17 protein-coding genes and 1 pseudogene are annotated in these 20,389 nt (G+C 46.7%); 5 read left to right on the top strand and 13 right to left on the bottom strand.

The window, feature by feature from the left end; all coding sequences use genetic code 11:
- Positions 1–212: 212 nt before the first annotated feature.
- Both J7E78_RS07945 and J7E78_RS07940 read right to left on the bottom strand, forming a co-directional pair.
- Positions 213–986, bottom strand: a complete 774-nt coding sequence (locus tag J7E78_RS07945) for an SDR family NAD(P)-dependent oxidoreductase (RefSeq protein ID WP_215075716.1) — start codon at positions 984–986, stop codon at positions 213–215.
- A gap of 56 nt (positions 987–1,042) precedes the next feature.
- Positions 1,043–1,501, bottom strand: a complete 459-nt coding sequence (locus J7E78_RS07940; RefSeq protein ID WP_215075715.1) for a chemotaxis protein CheX — start codon at positions 1,499–1,501, stop codon at positions 1,043–1,045.
- A gap of 449 nt (positions 1,502–1,950) precedes the next feature.
- On the opposite strand from J7E78_RS07940, the gene J7E78_RS07935 reads away from it, so the two are divergent.
- Both J7E78_RS07935 and J7E78_RS07930 read left to right on the top strand, forming a co-directional pair.
- Positions 1,951–2,853, top strand: coding sequence for a LysR family transcriptional regulator (locus J7E78_RS07935; RefSeq protein WP_036605798.1), 903 nt, complete (start codon positions 1,951–1,953; stop codon positions 2,851–2,853).
- A 30-nt stretch (positions 2,854–2,883) separates the two neighbouring features.
- A complete protein-coding gene (locus tag J7E78_RS07930; RefSeq protein WP_215075714.1) occupies positions 2,884–3,693 on the top strand; it encodes a histidinol-phosphatase in 810 nt (269 codons plus the stop codon).
- A gap of 309 nt (positions 3,694–4,002) precedes the next feature.
- Here the strand turns inward: J7E78_RS07930 and J7E78_RS29310 are convergent.
- From J7E78_RS29310 to J7E78_RS07895, 6 genes and pseudogenes are all read right to left on the bottom strand, one after another.
- Positions 4,003–4,620 (bottom strand): annotated as a pseudogene (locus J7E78_RS29310) (GNAT family N-acetyltransferase).
- A gap of 182 nt (positions 4,621–4,802) precedes the next feature.
- On the bottom strand, positions 4,803–5,534 hold the full coding sequence (locus J7E78_RS07915) for a metallophosphoesterase family protein (protein WP_215075711.1): 732 nt from the start codon (positions 5,532–5,534) through the stop codon (positions 4,803–4,805).
- A 57-nt stretch (positions 5,535–5,591) separates the two neighbouring features.
- A complete protein-coding gene (locus J7E78_RS07910) occupies positions 5,592–6,566 on the bottom strand; it encodes a metallophosphoesterase (protein ID WP_215075710.1) in 975 nt (324 codons plus the stop codon).
- Between the two features lie 175 nt (positions 6,567–6,741).
- The gene (gene sdhB / locus J7E78_RS07905; RefSeq protein WP_036605794.1) at positions 6,742–7,506 is read right to left on the bottom strand and encodes a succinate dehydrogenase iron-sulfur subunit; all 765 of its coding nucleotides are present in this window, start codon (positions 7,504–7,506) and stop codon (positions 6,742–6,744) included.
- 471 nt (positions 7,507–7,977) lie between these two features.
- A complete protein-coding gene (gene sdhA, locus J7E78_RS07900; protein WP_215075709.1) occupies positions 7,978–9,720 on the bottom strand; it encodes a succinate dehydrogenase flavoprotein subunit in 1,743 nt (580 codons plus the stop codon).
- Between the two features lie 43 nt (positions 9,721–9,763).
- Positions 9,764–10,432, bottom strand: coding sequence for a succinate dehydrogenase cytochrome b558 subunit (locus J7E78_RS07895; protein ID WP_036605792.1), 669 nt, complete (start codon positions 10,430–10,432; stop codon positions 9,764–9,766).
- A 295-nt stretch (positions 10,433–10,727) separates the two neighbouring features.
- On the opposite strand from J7E78_RS07895, the gene J7E78_RS07890 reads away from it, so the two are divergent.
- Positions 10,728–11,651: a LysR family transcriptional regulator gene (locus J7E78_RS07890; RefSeq protein WP_215075708.1), complete on the top strand. Its 924-nt coding sequence runs from the start codon at positions 10,728–10,730 to the stop codon at positions 11,649–11,651.
- 60 nt (positions 11,652–11,711) lie between these two features.
- Here the strand turns inward: J7E78_RS07890 and J7E78_RS07885 are convergent, their stop codons facing one another.
- Positions 11,712–12,383 carry a potassium channel family protein gene (locus J7E78_RS07885; protein ID WP_215075707.1) on the bottom strand — a complete coding sequence of 224 codons (672 nt, stop codon included), beginning with the start codon at positions 12,381–12,383 and terminating at the stop codon, positions 11,712–11,714.
- A gap of 54 nt (positions 12,384–12,437) precedes the next feature.
- Positions 12,438–13,757 (bottom strand): TrkH family potassium uptake protein, encoded by a 1,320-nt coding sequence (locus J7E78_RS07880; RefSeq protein ID WP_251034908.1) that lies wholly within the window; start codon positions 13,755–13,757, stop codon positions 12,438–12,440.
- A gap of 626 nt (positions 13,758–14,383) precedes the next feature.
- Here J7E78_RS07880 and J7E78_RS07875 point away from each other — a divergent pair.
- The gene (locus tag J7E78_RS07875) at positions 14,384–16,081 is read left to right on the top strand and encodes a CPBP family intramembrane glutamic endopeptidase (protein ID WP_215075705.1); all 1,698 of its coding nucleotides are present in this window, start codon (positions 14,384–14,386) and stop codon (positions 16,079–16,081) included.
- Here J7E78_RS07875 and uvrC read toward each other — a convergent pair.
- On the bottom strand, positions 16,050–18,038 hold the full coding sequence (gene uvrC, locus J7E78_RS07870; protein WP_215075704.1) for an excinuclease ABC subunit UvrC: 1,989 nt from the start codon (positions 18,036–18,038) through the stop codon (positions 16,050–16,052). The genes J7E78_RS07875 and uvrC overlap by 32 nt on opposite strands.
- A 409-nt stretch (positions 18,039–18,447) precedes the next feature.
- The gene (gene trxA / locus J7E78_RS07865; RefSeq protein WP_215075703.1) at positions 18,448–18,765 is read right to left on the bottom strand and encodes a thioredoxin; all 318 of its coding nucleotides are present in this window, start codon (positions 18,763–18,765) and stop codon (positions 18,448–18,450) included.
- A gap of 264 nt (positions 18,766–19,029) precedes the next feature.
- Between trxA and J7E78_RS07860 the strand changes: the two genes are divergently transcribed.
- Positions 19,030–19,185 (top strand): hypothetical protein, encoded by a 156-nt coding sequence (locus J7E78_RS07860; protein ID WP_017692450.1) that lies wholly within the window; start codon positions 19,030–19,032, stop codon positions 19,183–19,185.
- 179 nt (positions 19,186–19,364) lie between these two features.
- Here the strand turns inward: J7E78_RS07860 and dnaI are convergent, their stop codons facing one another.
- Complete coding sequence (dnaI, locus tag J7E78_RS07855) at positions 19,365–20,315, bottom strand: primosomal protein DnaI (RefSeq protein ID WP_215075702.1); 951 nt, start codon at positions 20,313–20,315, stop codon at positions 19,365–19,367.
- Positions 20,316–20,389: the final 74 nt, after the last annotated feature.

Raw genomic sequence — 20,389 nt, 5'->3', positions numbered from 1 at the left:
GTATGTCCATCCTTTTAATTTATTCATTTTGATGCTAGCCTTGCTTGTACGGATATAAAACCGAAGCCTGTCATCACATTACCTTTCATTATATGCGAAAAAAGCCCGTGTACCAAATCTTATTCCAGAATTGTATGTATACACGCCAAAAAAAAGAAAAGCCCCTCGGCGGAGCCTTTCTCTCATTCCGTATATGATGCCTCGTATCACATTTACTTCTGATTCATTACACCGTGCGACAATCGATCTGCAAGACGAGGAAATAGCTGGTACAGCCATATGCCAGCAGAAGCAAGTCTTGGCAGATTCACTTCTTCCTTGCGTTTCTTCATCGCCCGAATGATATGACCGGCAACGTCTTGAGGTTTCAACATCATCCAGCGTACATTGTTCACATAATTGCCGGATGGATCAGCCCGTTGAAAAAATGGTGTATCAATCGGACCAGGATTAATCGTTGTAACCGTAACTCCGGTCTTACGCAGCTCTTGACGCAGCGCATTACTGAATCCGAGTACGGCATGTTTCGTAGCCGTATATGAGGCGGATTTGGCTGTACCAATTTTGCCAGCCATGGAGGCCACGTTCACAATCTGACCTTTGCCACGTTCCAGCATTTGTGGAAGCACTGCTTTGGTGCAGCGGACAATGCCCATGTAATTAACGTCCATCATCTCATCGAATTCCTGCACAGACATATCCGTCATCGCTGCGAATTTCCCGTAACCTGCGTTGTTCAGCAAAATATCGATTCGTCCGTATTTATGCAATATCGCATCCACAGCTGCCTGAACCTGCTCACTATCTGTAACATCAAGCGTGAGTAATTCATGCTGCCCTTTCAGCGAGGCACCAATCTCTTCCAGCTTGTCCCGCGAACGGGCAGCCAGAATCGGGATGGCTCCTTCTTCTATCAGCATCTGCGCACACAGCGCACCGATACCACTCGATGCACCTGTGATAAAAACAACCTGATCTTTCAGCATACCCGATGTCCTCCCGTATTGAACACATATTGCCCTTCAAGGCGTATGGTTCTATTCTACGAGATCATAACCTGAATATCCATCTCACCAATACCGTCCATCAGCAAAGGAATGCTCAGTGCTTTCGTTGCACTGAAGGAAGTCAGATATTCAGAATTCATCACTTGAGGAGGTGTAATATCGACGATAACACCCTGGTTGGACAAGATTGTACTGGCATTACCGCTAATCATGTTGCCAAGCTCGGAAATAGCACTTTTACTCATTTCATCCATTTCCGTAATGACGAATCCGCCCATCATGGCAGATACAATTTTCAACGCAACCGATTCTTGTATTCCAAATACAATGTTTCCGCTAAGTTGTCCGGTCATTCCGATCACGATCCAGACATGGTCTGCAATGTACTCTACATTCTTCACGCCAAGACTCCCGGTGGAAGGCGAAACCTGGATGAGCTGTTCGAATACGTTCCGTGCCGATTCCAGGAAAGGATTAATCACTTCCGCTTTCACTGTCTATGTCCCCCTCACACTGGGTTATTGGTCACACACCAAAAGTCCCATATTCATTAAATTTATTATACTTTATCACGTACAAGAATTCATTAAGAATTCGTTAAACCATGTGTACTATAATTTATCGTCATCCGTGGGGCAAATGTTTATAGCTGATTCTAGCGAATAAACAGAGCTTTTTACTTCTTTTGAAGAAAGCTTTTCGTTCATTGTGCGTGGCAAAAGGCATTTAGGACTTTATTACTGCTTCTCACAACTGTTAAAAAAATCAAATTCTTGTATTCGCGTTTTTTTCACAGTCTCTTGAACTACTTTTGATCCTGATAATTACCTTCATTGCTCTGCTGTCTTGAATCACCTATAATTTAAGATAACGGAACAATAACCAGTTACGGGATTACATCGCACCTACATAATCAAGATATTTGACTGCAAGGAGGTCACCTATGAACATAAGCCAACTGGAGACACTAATTACCATTTCCAAAACGATGAGCTTCCGCAAAGCGGGTGAACTTCTGAACCTGACTCAGCCTGCCGTCTCGGCCCAGATCAAAAGTCTGGAGGACGAATTCAGCACCGTTCTTGTGGATCGTAACCAACCCGTTACCCTGACAGACCGTGGACAGGTATTTCTGGAGCACGCTGAACGGATGCTCGACATCGTTGATGAGTTGAAACAAAAATTGTCCGATCTCGATGAAACCCCTCAGGGACGCATCGTGTTAGGCACAACAACTTCCATTGCTATTCAGATCTTGCCAAGGGTGTTATCCTATTTTCAAGATCAATTCCCTCTGATCAAAACCAGTATCCAATCCCTTCCTTCATCACAGATCTATACCCAGGTCGAAAATGGTCTGGTTGATATTGGTATCGGTTATCTCACGGAGCGTAATCCCAACCTGAATACATCTGTGTTGTACTATGACACATTTGAACTCGTCGTATCTCCTTCCCATCCGCTGGCAAAGAAAAAACATGCTGCAGTGGATGTGCTCCGGAGTACACCATTGATTCTGCTGTCCCCTGATACAGTAGGACGAAGGTTTACAGAAACGATCTTCAAGAAACATAATATTGAACCCAATATTGTAATGGAGTTGTCGAGCAGCGAAGAAGTGAAACGGATGGTCGAGATTGATCTCGGAGCAGCTGTCATCTCCAAACAATCTGTTGCGCATGAGTTGCGTCAAGGTACATTGCGAATGATACCCTTAAGTGAGCTGGAGGTCAGTCACCCTGTTGGTGTCATCTATAAGTCCAGTCGATACCTTAACTCAGCGATGCAACAATTCATAAGTGACCTCAAAGGTATGCCGGAAACCCAATTCATCAGTTCAGAATGACAATGAGCCATGAGAAAGGAAGGATTCCATATGAAATTTGATCTTCATACACATCATTTTCGTTGTGGTCACGCAGACGGCAACATCCGCGATTATATAGAGGCAGGTATTAAGGCAGGACTTCAGGCTATCGGTATCTCGGATCATACGCCATACTTTGGCAGTGAGCTTGAGCAGGCATTCCCACGGATCGCAATGGGCAAGTCTGAATTGCAGCATTATGTGAAAGAAGTCCTTGCTTTGAAAGAAGAATACGCTGGTAAAATCGATGTGCTGCTCGGCATTGAATCCGACTACTTCCCTGCTCATGCGGATTTGTATCGTACCACGCTGGGGCAGTATCCTTTTGACTATATTATTGGTTCTGTTCATCAAACCGAGGATGTGAGCATCTTCAACAAAACCCGGTGGAATGGACTAAGCAATGCTCGCAAAGTTGAAGTAAAAGAAAGCTATTATTCATTGATCCGGCAATCGGCCCACAGCGGTATGTTCCAGATCCTAGGACATATTGATGCGATGAAAGGAAACTATCCACCCTTCTCGGAAATCATCGCTGATCAGGCCATTGATGAAACGTTGCAGGTTATTGCAGAATCCAACGTAGCGATCGAAATTAACACATCTGGCAAAACCAAACTCAGCGGTGGCTGGTATCCCTCAGATGCCATTCTGGAACGCGCCCATCATTATGGGGTGAAGGTGACATTTGGATCGGACGCTCATAAACCGCAGCGGGTTGCAGACGAGCTGGATGACGTTCGTACACGTCTGCTGGAGATCGGATTCACCGACTGGGTGTACTTCAAGCAGAAACAGATGCAGGTTGTACCACTGTAAAAAATATAGAACCACAGAGAAACCCCCACAGCGTGAACAAGCGCAGTGGGGGGGCTTTGTGTTGGCCTATATAAGGGAAATATAATTATACAGCGATCGGAGGGTTGTTCTGTCATCGGAGTGACTGTGTAAAAATTCAAAAAAAATGAACCCGCTCTCGCGGGTCCCAACAACATTATCTATTATCAAAAAGGGGGTCATGAGATAAGTTTACCCCTTGTCTGTTAGAATTCAATTGCAGCTATATTTCAATTGTGTAACAAATGATTGTAGTTCCATTCATACACATTTCACTACTCTTACTCTATGTTATTGCGGCTTGTCAGATACCAGCGTTTTCAGGTCTTTTTCCTGAAGAGGACTGATGTATTGTTCCCGGTTCATACTGTACACTTTGACATCCATCAGGGATTCTGATGCCTCTTCATCCTCATCATGCAGTTCAAATGAGGGTAGACTCCGCTCATAGGACATCCCTATTTTGTTTAACACCCGTTCTGAAGATACATTGGCCTCATAACAACGTGCTTCCACCCTACCCAGATGAAGATCGTCAAATCCAAACTGCAGCAGCCGCTGTACCGCCTCGGTAGCCACACCCATGCCTCAACAGGACCTGTTCAGGATGTAACCAATCTGTGCGGTACCATTCTGATCGTTCCAGTGCTGGAATGACGTGATCCCGATGACCTGTTCTTTACCTCTCCAGCAGATCCCATAATGTAACGAATCCAGCTTGGCGCTGCTGCTCCGTATCTGGTTCAATAAACGTCTCGCCCTGATTGGCGTGGGCTGGCTCCCCCTATTCACATATCGGATGACTTGAGGATCGGAAAAGAGCTCCGCTAAAGTGCTGTAATCACTTTGACGCAATGATCGCAAGACAAGACGCTCTGTCCACAAAGCCGGTAGACCGTGAACCAGCATTTTTCGGGTAAGCATGACAATCGCTCCTTTTGCCTAACGGGCTTGAGTCCGGTAAGACAAGCATGCTCTGAAGATGATCCGGCGTAATACCATTTGAACTGATCCACGAACTTTAGTATTCGCATTTTAGTATTAATATATTGGATCATTCAATTCCTGACGCTAAAGAGCCCAGATGCTGACTATTCCTGCAACCCGCGATAGATACCTGTACGAATCTCACGAATATAGAAATCCAATGCAGGAACATTCGCCGACTGTGCAACCTGTACTTCTTGCTCAATATCATAAGGCACCCGCACAAATTGAACATTAAACGGGGTATTGTTATCGCTGCTGTCTTCACCTTCCAGAATACAGTAGGAAGCCTGGGGAAGATCGAGTGGATTACCAACACTGCCTACATTAAACAATAACTTCCCGTTCATATACTGCAAGTATGCGTTATGCACATCCCCATAACCTACAACATCTGCAACACCTTGCTCAGGCTCATCAGCCGGAGGATCAAACATGGCCAACCTCTTTTCCATCGCATCCCACGGCTGCACACGATGATACACACTTTGAGGTGAAGCATGGACCAGACGGATGGTGCGACCGCTCAGTTGGAATTGATGACTGAAGGGTAGGCTCGCCAAGTACGCCAATCGTTCCTCACCTAGCCGTTCTGCTTGCCACGTGAAATTCTCGTTGTCCTGGTTAACCGCAACCAGTTCATCCCAATTGCCACGGATGACAAGTTCGCACGTCGCTCTCACCTGATCCACAACCTGTACCGGTTCTGGTCCCTTGCCCACGAGGTCACCAAGACAAAAGATTCGCTCCACGCTACGACTTCGGATATCTTCTAACACTGCTTCCCAGGCAGTCATGTTGCCATGAATGTCGGATACAATCGCAATTCGTTCCATCTGGATAACCTCCATTCATGTTGAATCCTTTATGTTTTACATTCATCTTCTATTCTTTTATGTGGTTGATCCTTTAAGCTCAAAAACCGTTAATTCTGGTCTGCACAGAAAACGAATGGGCAGTTGAGTCATGCCAAAACCACGATTCACATACACGGGCATCTGTGTCTGGGTGGTATAATATACCCCCTGGACATCCGTGTAATACAACCCTTGAACATACTTGTGTGAACCTCGCGGAGTTGTCAGTGCCCCGACCCAGGGAAAACGTACCTGTCCACCATGGCTATGACCGGAAAGCTGTAATCCGAAACCATAGGGAGTGGCAATGTCGGCATAATCCGGTTCATGCATAAGTAACAATTTCCACACATCATGATCCAATCCCTTGATGGCTTGGGCAGGATCAGGCCTGCCTGTAAGTGCGTCATCCAGACCAGTTATGGCCAGACGTTCGCCCTCTTGTTCAATCACCACATGTTCGTTCCGTAACAAAGTAAATCCGGCTTCACGGAACATGGTTGTCACTTCATTCTGCTGTCCACCCCGATAATCATGATTCCCCAAAACAGCAAATTTGCCATACTTCGCTTGCATGGAGGCGAGTACCGGAATACATTCACGCATCGGCTCTGCTTCCCTCTCGACGATGTCTCCGGTAAAACAAATCAATTCCGGTTGCTGCTCCTCTATCGTTGCTGCCAGCTTCTTCATCTCTTTCACCCCGGTATGAAAACCAAGATGGGCATCGCTGAACTGAACTATACGCAAACCGTCAAATGCCTTTGGAAACTTTGCAAGTTTCAGCTCTACTTGCTTGATTTCCAGACGACGCGGCTCCCAAAGCCAGGCATAACCTCCTGTGAGCAAACTGGCACCCGCTGTCATCAAAACCATGCGCAATAAGAAACTGCGGCGAGAGGGATCATGATCCTTTTCCTCTCCAGGAAACACAGACTCTTCTGCACCTGGTGCTTTGTGCGAGCGCTGGGACGGCGAGTTGTTGCTACCCTGACGCGGTGTCTCTGCCATATCTCCCCCTCCTTCTACGCTCTTAATCCATCCCCTTAGTATACCATATTCTGCATGGATAGCACGGTTCCTCTGCTTCATCACAAAAAGAAGCCGGGATCTCCGGCATGTTGCTGCACGGGATCACGACTTCTTCTAAGTTGCAGATTACACTTCTACACATGTTATGACGAGATTAAACACCCAACCAACGTTTGAACATATGCTTGGTCGTTTGTTTGTTCATTTCGGCAATGGAGGTTGTCAATGGAATGCCTTTTGGACAGGATTGCACACAGTTCTGTGAGTTACCACAGCCCTCGATGCCTCCATCTTCCATCAATGCTTCCAGGCGATCGTCGGCGTTCATCTCCCCTGTTGGGTGAGCGTTGAACAGGCGCACTTGGGACAGTGCTGCTGGACCGATAAAGTCTGTTTTCTCATTGACGTTCGGGCATGCTTCCAGACATACACCACATGTCATGCATTTGGACAGCTCATATGCCCACTGACGCTTCTTCTCAGGCATCCGTGGACCTGGACCGAGGTCATAGGTACCATCGATCGGAATCCATGCTTTTACGCGTTTCAGGGCGCTAAACATCCGGCTACGGTCGATGACCAGGTCACGAACCACCGGGAATGTCTTCATCGGTTCGATACGAACAGGCTGTTCGAGCTTGTCGATCAGGGCTGCACACGCTTGACGTGGCTTGCCGTTGATGACCATGGAGCAGGCACCACAGACTTCTTCGAGACAGTTGGAATCCCAGCACACGGGAGCAATGGATTTGCCATCTGTATTGACGGGGTTCCGCTGAATCTCCATCAGGGCGCTGATCACATTCATGTTGGGACGGTACGGAAGCTCAAATTCTTCGTTGTACGAAGATGACTCCGGGCTATCCTGACGGGTGATGATAAACTTGACGGTTTTGTTGGCTGTAGCTTGTTCCGCCATATCGTTGTCCCCTCCTTTGGTGACGATGATTGTATTGCTGATGCGCAAAATGTTTGGTGCACGGGAGACGCTTCGTCAGCGGAATGCCCCTCTTATCGCTGTTATCCCCGGATTTTTTTGATCAACCCTTTCCAGGGTTAAAATCCGGTGATAAAGGCGAGCGCTTCGCTTCTTCTGGGCATTTCCGCTTCCTCCGCTACGTCGTGCACTGGGTCACTTTGCTGGAAACTGCACTCCATTCATGCTGGATTGCGGTAATGTTAGATATGCAAGCTTTGACAATGCGTTGCTTGCTTATGAACAGGTATTTTGGCTTCCTCTGCTGCTTTGTGCACACAGAGTACCTTTGCTGAGAACCTTCACTCCATCACGTTGATGGCAGTAACTTTGAAGAAGCTCTGCTTCTCCAAAGTTCTCCTGCCTCTCCGTTCAGTTGTTTAACTATTCATTACATGAATAGTGTGGTACTTCTTAATCCTTGGAGTAGTCCCGGATACGTGGTGGGATCAAGGATACGTCTACTGGCTCGTATGAGATTTTTGGGCCTTCCTTCGACCAGCTTGCGATAGTTGTTTTCAGGAACTCTTCGTCATTACGTTCCGTGAATTCCGGTTTGTAATGCGCGCCACGGCTTTCGTTACGGAGCAGAGCGCCGAGCGTCATTGCTTCTGCCAGTTCAATCATGTTCCACAGTTGGCGAGTGAACGCCGCGCCTGGATTGTTCCAACCAGAGCTATCGTACATGTTGATTTTGCCATAACGCTCTTTCAATTCCTTGATCTTGCCAATCGTGGCTTCAAGCTTGTCGTTGTAGCGCACAACCGTCATGTTGGCTGTCATCCACTCGCCAAGCTCTTTATGAATGACATAGGCATTTTCCGTGCCCTGCATTTTCAAGATGCCTTCGTATTTGTCGCTTTGTTGTTTGGTGTGTTTCTCAAATACGGAAGAAGGGATATCTGCGGACGACTTTTTGAGTCCTTTGATATATTCAGCCGCTTTTGGTCCAGCCACCATACCACCATAGATCGCAGATACCAATGAGTTTGCACCCAGACGGTTCGCACCATGGTATTGATATTCACATTCACCAGCTGCGAACAGCCCTGGAATGTTAGTCATTTGGTTGTAATCTACCCACATGCCGCCCATGGAATAATGGACTGCCGGGAAGATTTTCATTGGGATTTTACGCGGGTCATCGCCCATGAACTTCTCATAGATCTCAATGATTCCGCCCAGTTTAACGTCCAGTTCCTTCGGATCTTTATGAGACAGGTCCAGATAAACCATGTTCTCGCCGTTCACACCCAGACCCATATCTACACAGACGCTGAAGATTTCACGAGTTGCGATATCACGTGGAACCAGGTTACCGTAGGATGGATATTTTTCTTCAAGGAAGTACCAAGGTTTTCCGTCTTTGTACGTCCAGATCCGTCCACCTTCACCACGCGCGGATTCAGACATGAGACGCAGCTTGTCATCCCCTGGAATGGCTGTCGGGTGAATCTGAATGAACTCCCCGTTGGCGTAATTTACACCTTGCTGATACACCGCACTTGCCGCTGTACCTGTGTTAATGACCGAGTTGGTCGTTTTACCGAAGATGATCCCCGGACCACCACTCGCCAGAATAACCGCTTCTGCCGGGAAAGTCTGTACCTTCATCGTTTTCAGATCCTGAGCCACGATCCCGCGACATACGCCTTCATCATCCAAAACCGCCTGCAGGAACTCCCAGTTCTCATATTTCGTAACCAGGCCCGCTGCTTCCCAGCGACGTACCTGCTCGTCTAATGCATAGAGCAATTGTTGTCCTGTTGTCGCTCCGGCAAACGCTGTACGGTGATGCTTCGTTCCCCCGAAACGACGGAAATCAAGCAAACCTTCCGGTGTCCGGTTGAACATTACGCCCATACGGTCCATCAGGTGAATGATGCCAGGTGCTGCTTCGCACATTGCTTTAACAGGAGGTTGGTTCGCGAGGAAATCACCGCCGTATACCGTATCGTCAAAGTGTACCCATGGGGAGTCACCCTCACCCTTGGTATTTACCGCTCCGTTAATTCCGCCTTGCGCGCATACAGAGTGGGACCTTTTAACAGGAACCAGTGAAAATAAATGAACATGGACTCCGGCTTCAGCCGATTTGATCGCCGCCATCAATCCTGCGAGACCGCCGCCCACAATAATTACATTCGTTGATGCCATTGCTGTTCACTCCCTTATAAGTCAGCATTTATACGCTAAATGCTTAAATTAGAACTGTTTTTACTGCGTCAATCATCGAAGTAGCTGTCTGGAAATCAATGCTCCGGAAAGCAAATAGTGAAGCAATAAACATGATGGAAACAATAGCGAACAAGCTCATACATACGTATGAGGATACACGCTGTGCACGCGGACCAACTGTAATTCCCCAGCTAACGAGGAACGACCACAGACCATTGGCAAAGTGATATGACGCCGCAACCACACTGATCATGTATATCGCAAAGGTTATCGGATTCGTCACCGCATCATGTATGACGCCGCCAATCTCTTCATGGGATACATTACCCAGCGCAATCTGTACTCGCGTCTCCCATACGTGCCAGATTACGAATACAAACGTAATAATACCGCTGACCCTCTGTAACGTGTAGCGCCAGTTGCGCTCATTACCATAACGCCCAACGTTAGGCTTGGCCTGATAGGCAATGTAAAGACCATAAACACCGTGATAGAACAACGGCAGCCAGATAAGTAATGCCTCGATCACAATAACAAGAGGCAAACCGTTCAGAAATGCAACGGCACCGTAAAAAGCTTCTTTGCCGCCTTCAACTGCCGTGAAGTTCGTCACCAAATGCTCAACAAAAAACAAACTGAGCGGAATGACGCCAAGCAAGGAGTGCAGCTTTCTGGAGTAAAACCCTTTCATAAAATGTCGATCCCCTTTCGCTAAATACAACGTTTTCATAAATGATTTCACTTATCATGACACGAATCCTTTTCCATGAAAAGGTTCGACAAATTGTTCCGTTTTCCCCAGGTGTGAACAACTTGTGTCACGGTTCATGTTACTCCTTTTTTTCTTATAAGGGAATTGCAATATAATTATTAAATGTTATAACCTATAGGTATAAGCAGTGAAACATTGGGTTTACAGGCCATACAACATGGAAAACGATTAATCAAGGGCAAGAATCACACTCATGGAAAAGAGGTCATTGTTCATGTTCGAGGAGTTAAATGCATTTGCAGCGGTTGTGGAGCAGTCCAGCCTGAACCGCGCATCCAAGTTACTGAACTTGTCCCAACCCGCACTCTCACGCAAAATTTCCAAATTGGAGGATGAACTCGGAGTTGCCCTCTTTCACCGCCGTGGCAAACGGCTGGAGTTAACCAGTGTGGGCCAGTTCGCCTATACCTTCGCGGTAGAACAGAAGCAGCAGCAACAGAAATTCCTCACCATGCTCGCCCAGTATAAAGACGAAGAACAGAGCACCATTACACTCGGAGCCAGTCTGACGACGCTTCAAACCACGTTGCCACCTCTCGTCAATGCCTTTATGGAGAAGCATCCAAATGCCGAACTGAAACTGTTGACTGGAAAAACACATGAGATTGTCTCGTTTGTGCGTGACAAAAAAGCCGATGTGGGTATTGTCGCCTCCTCCATCAGCGAAGTGGGACTTAACTGTGTGCCGCTCTTTGACGATCACCTGGAACTGGTTGTGCCACTCACACACCCCTTGTCCGGTAAGGAAGCCGGGATGGAGCATCTGCAGGATCTGCCGATGATCACGTTCTCCAAAGGCACCTGGTACCGCAAATTAACGGACGACCTCTTCCAGCGCTGTGCCGTGATGCCAGATATTCGCATGGAGATTGATTCGTTTGAAGCCATCGTCCGACTTCTACCCTTCGCCAAAGCCGCTGCGTTGCTTCCCAAGTCATATCTTCGTCCACAATTGCTCGCGGACAATGATCTTGTTTCTGTTCATTTGCCTCAATTACAGCAGACTCGCAGAACAACCTGTATGATTTATGGGGAAAAAGAGGACCTCAGCGAAACCTCCAGACAATGGGTCAAGGAGACGGCTGCACTCTTTACAGCAAAGGCGCCATTGCCCTCACGGAGGACTACGACGCCTTAGCTCTGATCTGAATCAGCCAGGCTCCAACGCCTGGCTTCCATATTTAGCTCATATTAATTATCAGCTCTCCTGGCTGATAACCTCTTCTTCAAATCGGTCGATATCTGCATTATTACCAATAATAACCATGATATCCCCCATTTGAAGCGAGTCCAGTGCTGTCGGAGCAATAATGACCCCAGCTTCTTTCTGTAACGCCACAATGCTGCAACCAAAACGTATACGTGCATTCAGGGTTGAAAGGGTTTTGTTGTGCAGACAGGCGGGAACCTTAATCTCGACAATACTGTAATCATTGGATAGTTCAATGTAATCCAGCAAGTTCGGGGTAACCAGTTGGTGGGCAACCCGAATGCCCATATCCCGCTCAGGATAAACGACACGGTCAATCCCCAGTTTATCCAATGCTCGTCCATGAAGGACGGATATGGCCTTGGCAACAACCGTCTTGACGCCCAGCTCTTTTAACAGAATCGCGGTGAGAATGCTCGTCTGGATATCATCTCCGATGGCTACGATGCAACAGTCAAAATTTCGAATACCCAGGGAACGCAGCACTTCCTCATCTGTGGCATCGGCTACAACGGCATGGGTGACCAGTTCACTTATGTCTTCGACGACCTCTTCATTTTTATCAATCCCGAGCACCTCGTAGCCGAGTTCCATTAATTCCTGTGCCAGACTTGAGCCAAACCGCCCAAGCCCAATCACCGCAAACTGCTGTGTTTTCATTGTTCTTCACGAACCCCTTATCCAAATCAATTTCATAACTCACTAAAAATAGATTCATCCAATAATCATTTTGCCTTCTGGATACCTGTATAACTCTTTACCCTTTTTCTGCCCCAGTGCATACGCCAGTGTAATCGGGCCAAGCCTTCCTGCAAACATCGTAAAACAGATCAGGAGCTTGCCGATTGTAGTCAGCTTCAGCGTCAGTCCGAGCGATAATCCCACGGTACTAAAGGCCGATGTCGTTTCAAATAATATCATCAAAAAACTGCTATCTTCTGTTGTGCTCAGCATCATTGTTACAACAATGATGAATAATAACGCTAGCAATGTTACGGTAAGTGCCTTGTAAATCCGTTCCTGTACAAGCCGGTATCGGAAGAACACGATATCTTCCCGTCCACATACCATGGCAATGACCGCTCCAGCCATAATCATAAATGTCGTTGTTTTGATGCCGCCTCCGGTAGAACCCGGCGAAGCACCAATGAACATGAGAATGATCATAAAGAACTGTGTTGCCTGTCTGAGTCCGGCAATATCTAACGTATTGGCTCCTGCTGTTCGCGGCGTAACGGACTGGAAGAATGAACCGAGAATTTTGCCACCCCAGTTCAGGCCACCCAGTGTCCGTGGATTGCTGAATTCAAATACGAAAATGACAAGTGCACCAAACACAATCAACAATCCGGTCATTAACAGTACAACTTTGGAGTGCAGAGACAGCTTCCGCGTTTTGCGGTAATCCACCAGATCGGACAGCACCACAAAACCGATACCGCCAGAGACAATCAGAAACATTGCTGTAAAATTAATCAACGGGTCATACACATAACCGGTCAGACTGCGGAAATCCCCAAACATATCAAAGCCCGCATTGTTGAACAACGAGATCGCATGCCAATAGCCATAATAGATCGCCTGTCCGACCGGCATGTCGAACGACCAGCGAATGGCAAACAATGTGCCACATATGCCTTCGAGAATAAGCGAGTAGATCACAACTTTTAGAATTAGCCGGACAATGCCCTCCATCGTGCTCTGATTCATCGCTTCCTGCAAAATCAACCGTTCTCTAAGCGAAATCCGCCGTTTGAACGCAATGGCAACCAATGTAGACATCGTCATAAAGCCCAGTCCGCCAATCTGAATCAGAATGGCAATGACAACCTGACCCAGCACCGAGAAATGAGTCCCTGTATCCACCACAACCAAACCCGTGACACAGACAGCCGAAGTCGCTGTAAAGAGCGCATCAATAAATGCAAGACTGTCACCGTTATGGTTGGATGCCGGAAGCATTAACAACAGTGTGCCTACCAATATGATGCCAGCAAACCCTAACACAAGAATACGAGGTGGCGATAATCGCATCCATTGAACATTCAGTTTCACTTGAGTATCTTCCACCTCTTCTAAAATGAAAATAACTCCACACCCCTTGGAGCTTTCTTCACTTGAAATACTGTTTCCAAACGTTAAAATGTATGATTCAGATTAAAACGACATATATAATGAAGTTGGAATATTCTATTCGTTCCCTTGTTGGGCGAAAGACATGCGAATCATTCCACATTTGCTTCAAAATTATAAGCGCTGCGGCGTTTACAGACAAAACGTTTTTTGTGTAAATAGCATCGAATTCAGCCAAAAAGGGAAAAACTCAGATATGGCGACGGATGGATCAGATTCTTTCGATCCTTTTCATTCATTTTCAAGGATTTACACCTGTTTTCGTTACATCATTGGCATTCGGTGCTTGGCCTGTGCTATGTTAACTTTAATATCCATATTAGTGCGTGTTCAAAAAGGGCGGTTTTCAGTACCAAGAAGATGGGATGAAGATAGAAATGGAGTAGCGGAGCGTAGATAGAGCTACGTGAGCAACGGACATTTCGGCTGAATTCCATATTCGATGCTGATGATGCCGTTAGGCAACCTTCGTAATCAAAAGCGGACTTTTTGAACAACCTCTATTAGATAAGGAGGAACACCATTACATGAATCCCTTAGGGCAGCCTTTGCAACTTAAGGCTAACTTCAAGCGGCTGGGGTTGCTTGCGGCGATTGGCCTGATTCTATTTTTTGTCTTTCAGATCTTTCCTGCTACCTCATCGCAAACGACAGAAATTTCGTCCACGTCCTTCATAACCAAGGAGCAGGCGACGCAATCCGCACGATCATTCGCAGCTTCTGTGAATGACTATACACTGCCAAATGATGATGAAAAAAACCTGGTAACCTACCAGACACATTCGGATATCTACGGGTATATGGCCAAAACCAAACAACTTGATACCTATAACGAGAAATGGGAAACAAGTTATCCTTACGATGTATTCCGCGTCCGTTTGCCTGATCAGCACAAAGGCGGATATCTTAATGTTGACGTACATATGAAAACAGGAAAAGTGGTCGGCTTCAAACGGGAACTGCCTTCTTCCCTCTATACCGCCATTGAGGCGGAGCAAAGCAAGGGGAAAGCGACTACATCGCAAGTGCTTGCCGAAGGTAATATGTCCCTGGATGAGAAAGAACGGCTGGCGGCCGGCGTTCTGACTGAATTCGGTTATGAAGTGCCGACACTTCAATTGGATACTCGCGATGGCGAAGCGGGACTGAAGTATACAGATTCTTCAAAAGCCATCGGAGACTCCAAGCTTGAACTGAACTTTACGTTCGAAGATGGTGCGGTACGATCGTTCGATCCTGGCTTCTCGGTTCCGGAATCCCATACCGATTACGTGAAAGATCAGACGCGTCAAGCCAATTGGATGACTTATGGCGGCTATGCATTCCTGACCTTTGTTCTGGGCGTACTGGCAATCATCTATAGCATTCTGACCCGAGCACATACGTCTTTCAAACGCGGAATCATTCTCGCACTGGTGTATTTCGCAGCTTCGGTAATTGGTACGCTGAACATGATTCCACTCTTTCAGGCACAAGGGCTCTCCAGCTTCATGTTAGCGTTCCTGATGTTAATGCAGACGGGAATTACGCTGGTCATGAGTGCAACCATCTATCTGTCCCTCGTTGCTGGTGACGGCATGTGGCGCAAAATAGGTCTGAACCCATGGCCTCGTGCCAAAGAACCCGGATATGGAAAATATGTACTTCACAGCATGGTTGCTGGTTACCTGTGGGCATTCATTCTACTGGGTGTGCAATCCATCCTGTTCTTCATTCTGGAGCGAAGCATCGGCACATGGTCAACGACGTCAGCAGATCAATCTACATTTAATATGACCTATGCCTGGCTCTTCCCAATCATGGCCTGGATGGCCGGTATTGGTGAAGAAACTGTTTATCGACTGTTCGGCATTCGCATGATGCAGAAAATTGTGCGTAACACGTTTATTGCCTGTCTGATCCCAACCATCATTTGGGCACTTGGACACACATTGTATCCGATCTATCCAGTAATCACCCGTCCCATTGAGCTGATGGTGATTGGATTGCTGTTTAGTCTGATCATGCTGCGTCACGGCTTCATTGCCGTTGTATTTGCACATGTGATCTTCGACAGCTTGCTGATGGGACTCAGCTTGGTCTTTATGGGCGATTCCCTGAATATGGCTGCCGGACTCTTCTGGATTGTACTCCCGGCCATTGTTGGATATGTGGTCTACAAATTCAATCCAAAACAAAAAGAGAAGCCGTATGTTACGACTCCTCATCACGAAGTGCTGCAATAATCTGATTTGCCAGCTTGTCACCAATAGATAGAGGCCGGAAGTCTTCGACGCTGGCCTCTTTTATTTTGCGCAAAGAGCCAAAATGCTTCAACAGCAGCTTACGCCGCTTCTCTCCAATACCCGGAATGGCATCCAAACGTGATGTCACCATCGATTTGCCACGCTGTTCCCGGTGGAACGAGATTGCAAAACGGTGGACCTCTTCCTGTATGCGCTGCAACAGGTAGAATTCCTGACTATCCCGAGGCAGGGAGATGACTTCCGGTGGATTACCGATCATCAACTGTGAAGTCTTATGCTTCGCATCCTTCACCAGACCACATACCGGAATAAACAGCCCCAGCTCATTTTCCAAAATATCGACCGCAGCCGAGATCTGTCCTTTACCACCATCGACCACAATCAGGTCAGGCTGGGTCAGGTTTTCTTTTAATACTCGCTCGTAACGACGACGGATGACTTCTCTCATCGTTTCATAATCATCCGGACCTTCAACCGAACGGACCTTGTACTTCCGATATTCCTTCTTATCCGGTTTACCATCGGTAAATACGATCATGGCAGATACCGGGTTCGTACCCTGGATGTTCGAGTTATCAAACGCTTCAATACGGTGAAGCTGATCCAGTCCAATAAAACGTCCCAGTCCTTCGGCAGCTTTGGATGTACGTTCTTCATTTCGCTCAATCAGGCGGAACTTCTCTTCCAGTGCCACACGTGCGTTATCCACGGCCATGGTGATCATCTGACGTTTCAATCCACGTTGCGGAATAAGCACTTTAATCTCCAACCACTCCTGTAAAGCAGCAGCAACCTGCGTTGGGTCTTCCAGACCTGCTGGGAGATTTTCAGTTGAATCAGTTGTATCCATTATTGGAGCATCCTCTTGCATACTGTCAGGTTGCTCACCTTCTGCCTCAGCGGAACTTCCGTAAGCTGCACGGGTCTCAGCAACCAGTGGCTGGGTATCTGTTGCAAGATCCTTGGGCATTTCCGGCAACAAAATTTCTTGTGGCAACGCCGGATTATCACTGTAATACTGTGTTACGTAAGACATGAAATCACTGTACGCCTCACCGTAAAACGGGAAGGTTGATACGTGACGTTCAATCATTTTACCCTGACGCATATATAGAATCTGGACACACATCCAGCCTTTATCAATGGCAAAACCAAATACATCACGGTCTCTGGCATCGGCCATCGTAATTTTCTGTTTTTCCATCATCGCATCGATGGCGATTACCTGGTCGCGCAGCTCCTTCGCACGTTCAAAATAAAGATCTTCCGCAGCCTCTTGCATCTTACGCTGCAAATCCTTCTTAATCTCTTCGTGACCACCGCTCAGAAATGAACCGATTTCTTGTGAAATCTGGTCGTACTGCTCCTTCTCCACTTCCTTCACACAAGGGGCAAGACACTGTCCCATGTGATAATACAGGCACACTTCTTTGGGCATTACACCACATTTGCGCAGTGGATACATGCGGTCGAGCAGTTTTTTCGTTTGGTGTGCCGCATACGAGTTCGGATAAGGTCCGAAGTATTTGGCTTTATCTTTCAGCACACGCCGGGTTACTTCCAGCCGAGGATGCTTTTCATTTGTAATTTTAAGATACGGGAATGTCTTGTCATCCTTGAGCAAGACGTTGTACCTCGGCATATGTTTTTTGATCAGGTTACATTCCAGAATGAGTGCTTCCATGTTACTGCCCGTCACGATATATTCGAAATCACGGATTTCGGACACCAGACGCTGGGTCTTTCCGTTATGACTGCCGATAAAATAAGAGCGTACGCGGTTCTTCAGAACTTTAGCCTTACCTACATAGATAATGGTGCCTTCACTGTTCTTCATCAGGTAACATCCAGACATATCTGGCAGCAAAGCGAGCTTGTGACGAATCTGCTCCAATGCCTTCTCCTGATCCTGCAAATCATTCATGAGTTGATCCATAATTCGGTGAATCCTCCTTCCCGAAAAAACTGAAATCCTCATCCTGCAAATAATTCACACGAACACTACGATAACAGAACAACCTTCCAATCGCTGTTATCCCCAGATTTTTTTGATTCCCCTTTTTAAGGGGAAAATCCGGGGATAAAGGCGAACGCTTCGCTTTTTCAGGTTTTTTCTGTTCTCTCCGCTATTGTGTGAGTAATTAGTCCAATACATATAAAGGTGAAACTCGGATAAAAATTGCAACAGCTATGCTTCTACAGTTCATTTCTGTCTTCTTCGTTAAACATGTAAATTTCAAGTTTCATTTTATATAAATAGTATACTTTATATTGTCCTGTATAAAGATATTCGACGCAAAACGCCCCCGGCATGTAAACCGGAGGCGTATGTGTAAGCCTGTAACTTATTGGTGTTTTGCGATAATTCCTTTGAGCGCATCTTTCGAGTTCAGACCAACCACTTTATCTACCGGTTGACCGTCTTTGAAGAAGATCAAAGTTGGAATGCTCATTACGCCAAAGCGGGAAGCGGATTCCGGATTTTCATCCACGTTAACTTTAGCAATTTTCACTGCATCGCCAACTTCTGCGGACAGCTCTTCCAGGATTGGAGCGAGCATTTTACAAGGACCACACCAAGGCGCCCAGAAATCAACAAGAACCGTTCCTTCGCCTTCTACTTCAGCGTTGAAGGATTGATCGGATACGTTAACAATAGCCATGAAATTGTCCTCCTTATATATACTTACGGTTTATTTTAACCTGTAACGTCGTGAACGACACTTCCAGTATAACACAGGTACGTCAAACTTGTGAATTCAACGCTACAATGTTCATCTTCCCAACATCAAATCTTCACAATTACAGGATGTGTCATACCAACTTCAAAATCTTTACAAACGCTTTCTTTTCCAAGTATACTAAAATTACTCCGGGTTTCAGCCCCCACATGGGCAAGCTGTCATTCCCTACAAGGAGGCAATAACATGGACGCAAATGTGCGGATCAGCGACCCGCGTGAACATGTGAACGAGGAACCCCGCAACGATCTGTTTGATCTGATCGCGGGTGTTGCCGGCATGGCCGGCCTGATGACAGTGATCTTTTTCGGTATGGTTATCTTCAAATTCCTCACCGAATAGGATGCTTCCAGGCTCACGCAGGACCAGAAAAGCCCGGTTTTCGCGACAATGCGAAAGCCAGGCTTTTTTTGGGACTACTTTAGCTATGAATGCAATCAGCTCTGATTATAAAATGGAAAGCTCAACCGTTAATTTGAAGATCAACCTTTATCGAAACCATTTCATTAAAGTGCATCGGTTCAACCCTTGCCCCGCTGATTCTCACCTCGAACGGAGATGACATCCACAAATGGACGAATCCGGTCCATCAAACGCTGGCCTTTATTCATTTCCTCGCCGTCCCGATTGGTGAAGCTAAGATGTTTCTCCAGCCCATCGAGACTATAATTGGACGTATAGAACGTTGGTTTGCGATTCATCCGATAGTTCAGAATGGACCCCATCACATGATCTCGTACCCAAGGATTCAGATTCTCTGCCCCGATATCATCAAAGATGAGCAGATCACAGCTTTTTAGAACATCCGTCATTTCCTTCAGCTTGTTTCCTTCACTGATCATGGATTTCAGATCCTCCACAAAGTCAGGCATATAGATGATGACACCCGTGTGGCCTGCCACCGCCAGTTCATGCAGCAGATAACACATCAGGAACGTCTTGCCTGTCCCGAATGTTCCTTCCAGAAACAGTCCTTGCGGAGATAATCCATTCTCCTTGGTCTCCCTAATATAACGAAGCACCTGATTCACTGCCGGAGCACGCATCCGATCCTTGCCCATGATCTCCACGTCGTTGTATCCGGCACTGAGCGCACGCTCGTCCACATAGAAACTGCGAATGCGTTGCTTGATGATATGTTCATTTTGCCGGGCGATATGTTTGGAACAAGGTGCTTTTATATCTATGATTTCGGGTTTACCGTTAAAATGTTCTACTTCCAGCTTGCAAAAGTGGCCCTGAAAATCGTTAGGACAGTTGTCGAGTCCCGGACAATTCGCACAGTTCTTTGAGTCTTTGGCGTACTGAAACAGCTTGCTCAGATCGGTCATGAGCTGTGCATCTTGCAGTTCAGGATGACCTGCGCGGAATTCGCGTACGTACGGATCTTGCATTAATTCCGCCGCAATCCGCCGCGATTGCTCACGAAAGGCAGGGTTCAGCTGCTGAAGCAGTCCTCCCAAGGATTCCATGGCTTCAAGCCCCCTTAATGTTTCAATATAGAATGAACAATTGAAGTCTACCTGTGACCTTCTTGATGGCATAG

It is taken from the genome of Paenibacillus polymyxa, from assembly GCF_018614975.1.
GTDB classification, from domain to species: Bacteria; Bacillota; Bacilli; order Paenibacillales; family Paenibacillaceae; genus Paenibacillus; species Paenibacillus polymyxa_E.
The sequence above is the reverse complement of the archived record's forward strand: the minus strand, read 5'-3'. Positions and strand labels throughout refer to the sequence as shown.

Bases quoted from the DNA above. Each gene is read 5' to 3' on its own strand.
- dnaI (WP_215075702.1), bottom strand. From the start codon at position 20,315: ATGGAATCCTTGGGAGGACTGCTTCAGCAGCTGAACCCTGCCTTTCGT.
- uvrC (WP_215075704.1), bottom strand. From the start codon at position 18,038: ATGGATCAACTCATGAATGATTTGCAGGATCAGGAGAAGGCATTGGAG.
- J7E78_RS07935 (WP_036605798.1), top strand. From the start codon at position 1,951: ATGAACATAAGCCAACTGGAGACACTAATTACCATTTCCAAAACGATG.
- J7E78_RS07885 (WP_215075707.1), bottom strand. From the start codon at position 12,383: ATGAAAACACAGCAGTTTGCGGTGATTGGGCTTGGGCGGTTTGGCTCA.
- sdhB (WP_036605794.1), bottom strand. From the start codon at position 7,506: ATGGCGGAACAAGCTACAGCCAACAAAACCGTCAAGTTTATCATCACC.
- J7E78_RS07915 (WP_215075711.1), bottom strand. From the start codon at position 5,534: ATGGAACGAATTGCGATTGTATCCGACATTCATGGCAACATGACTGCC.
- J7E78_RS07910 (WP_215075710.1), bottom strand. From the start codon at position 6,566: ATGGCAGAGACACCGCGTCAGGGTAGCAACAACTCGCCGTCCCAGCGC.
- J7E78_RS07875 (WP_215075705.1), top strand. From the start codon at position 14,384: ATGAATCCCTTAGGGCAGCCTTTGCAACTTAAGGCTAACTTCAAGCGG.
- J7E78_RS07895 (WP_036605792.1), bottom strand. From the start codon at position 10,432: ATGAAAGGGTTTTACTCCAGAAAGCTGCACTCCTTGCTTGGCGTCATT.
- J7E78_RS07890 (WP_215075708.1), top strand. From the start codon at position 10,728: ATGTTCGAGGAGTTAAATGCATTTGCAGCGGTTGTGGAGCAGTCCAGC.
- J7E78_RS07880 (WP_251034908.1), bottom strand. From the start codon at position 13,757: ATGCGATTATCGCCACCTCGTATTCTTGTGTTAGGGTTTGCTGGCATC.
- J7E78_RS07860 (WP_017692450.1), top strand. From the start codon at position 19,030: ATGGACGCAAATGTGCGGATCAGCGACCCGCGTGAACATGTGAACGAG.
- J7E78_RS07945 (WP_215075716.1), bottom strand. From the start codon at position 986: ATGCTGAAAGATCAGGTTGTTTTTATCACAGGTGCATCGAGTGGTATC.
- trxA (WP_215075703.1), bottom strand. From the start codon at position 18,765: ATGGCTATTGTTAACGTATCCGATCAATCCTTCAACGCTGAAGTAGAA.
- sdhA (WP_215075709.1), bottom strand. From the start codon at position 9,720: ATGGCATCAACGAATGTAATTATTGTGGGCGGCGGTCTCGCAGGATTG.
- J7E78_RS07930 (WP_215075714.1), top strand. From the start codon at position 2,884: ATGAAATTTGATCTTCATACACATCATTTTCGTTGTGGTCACGCAGAC.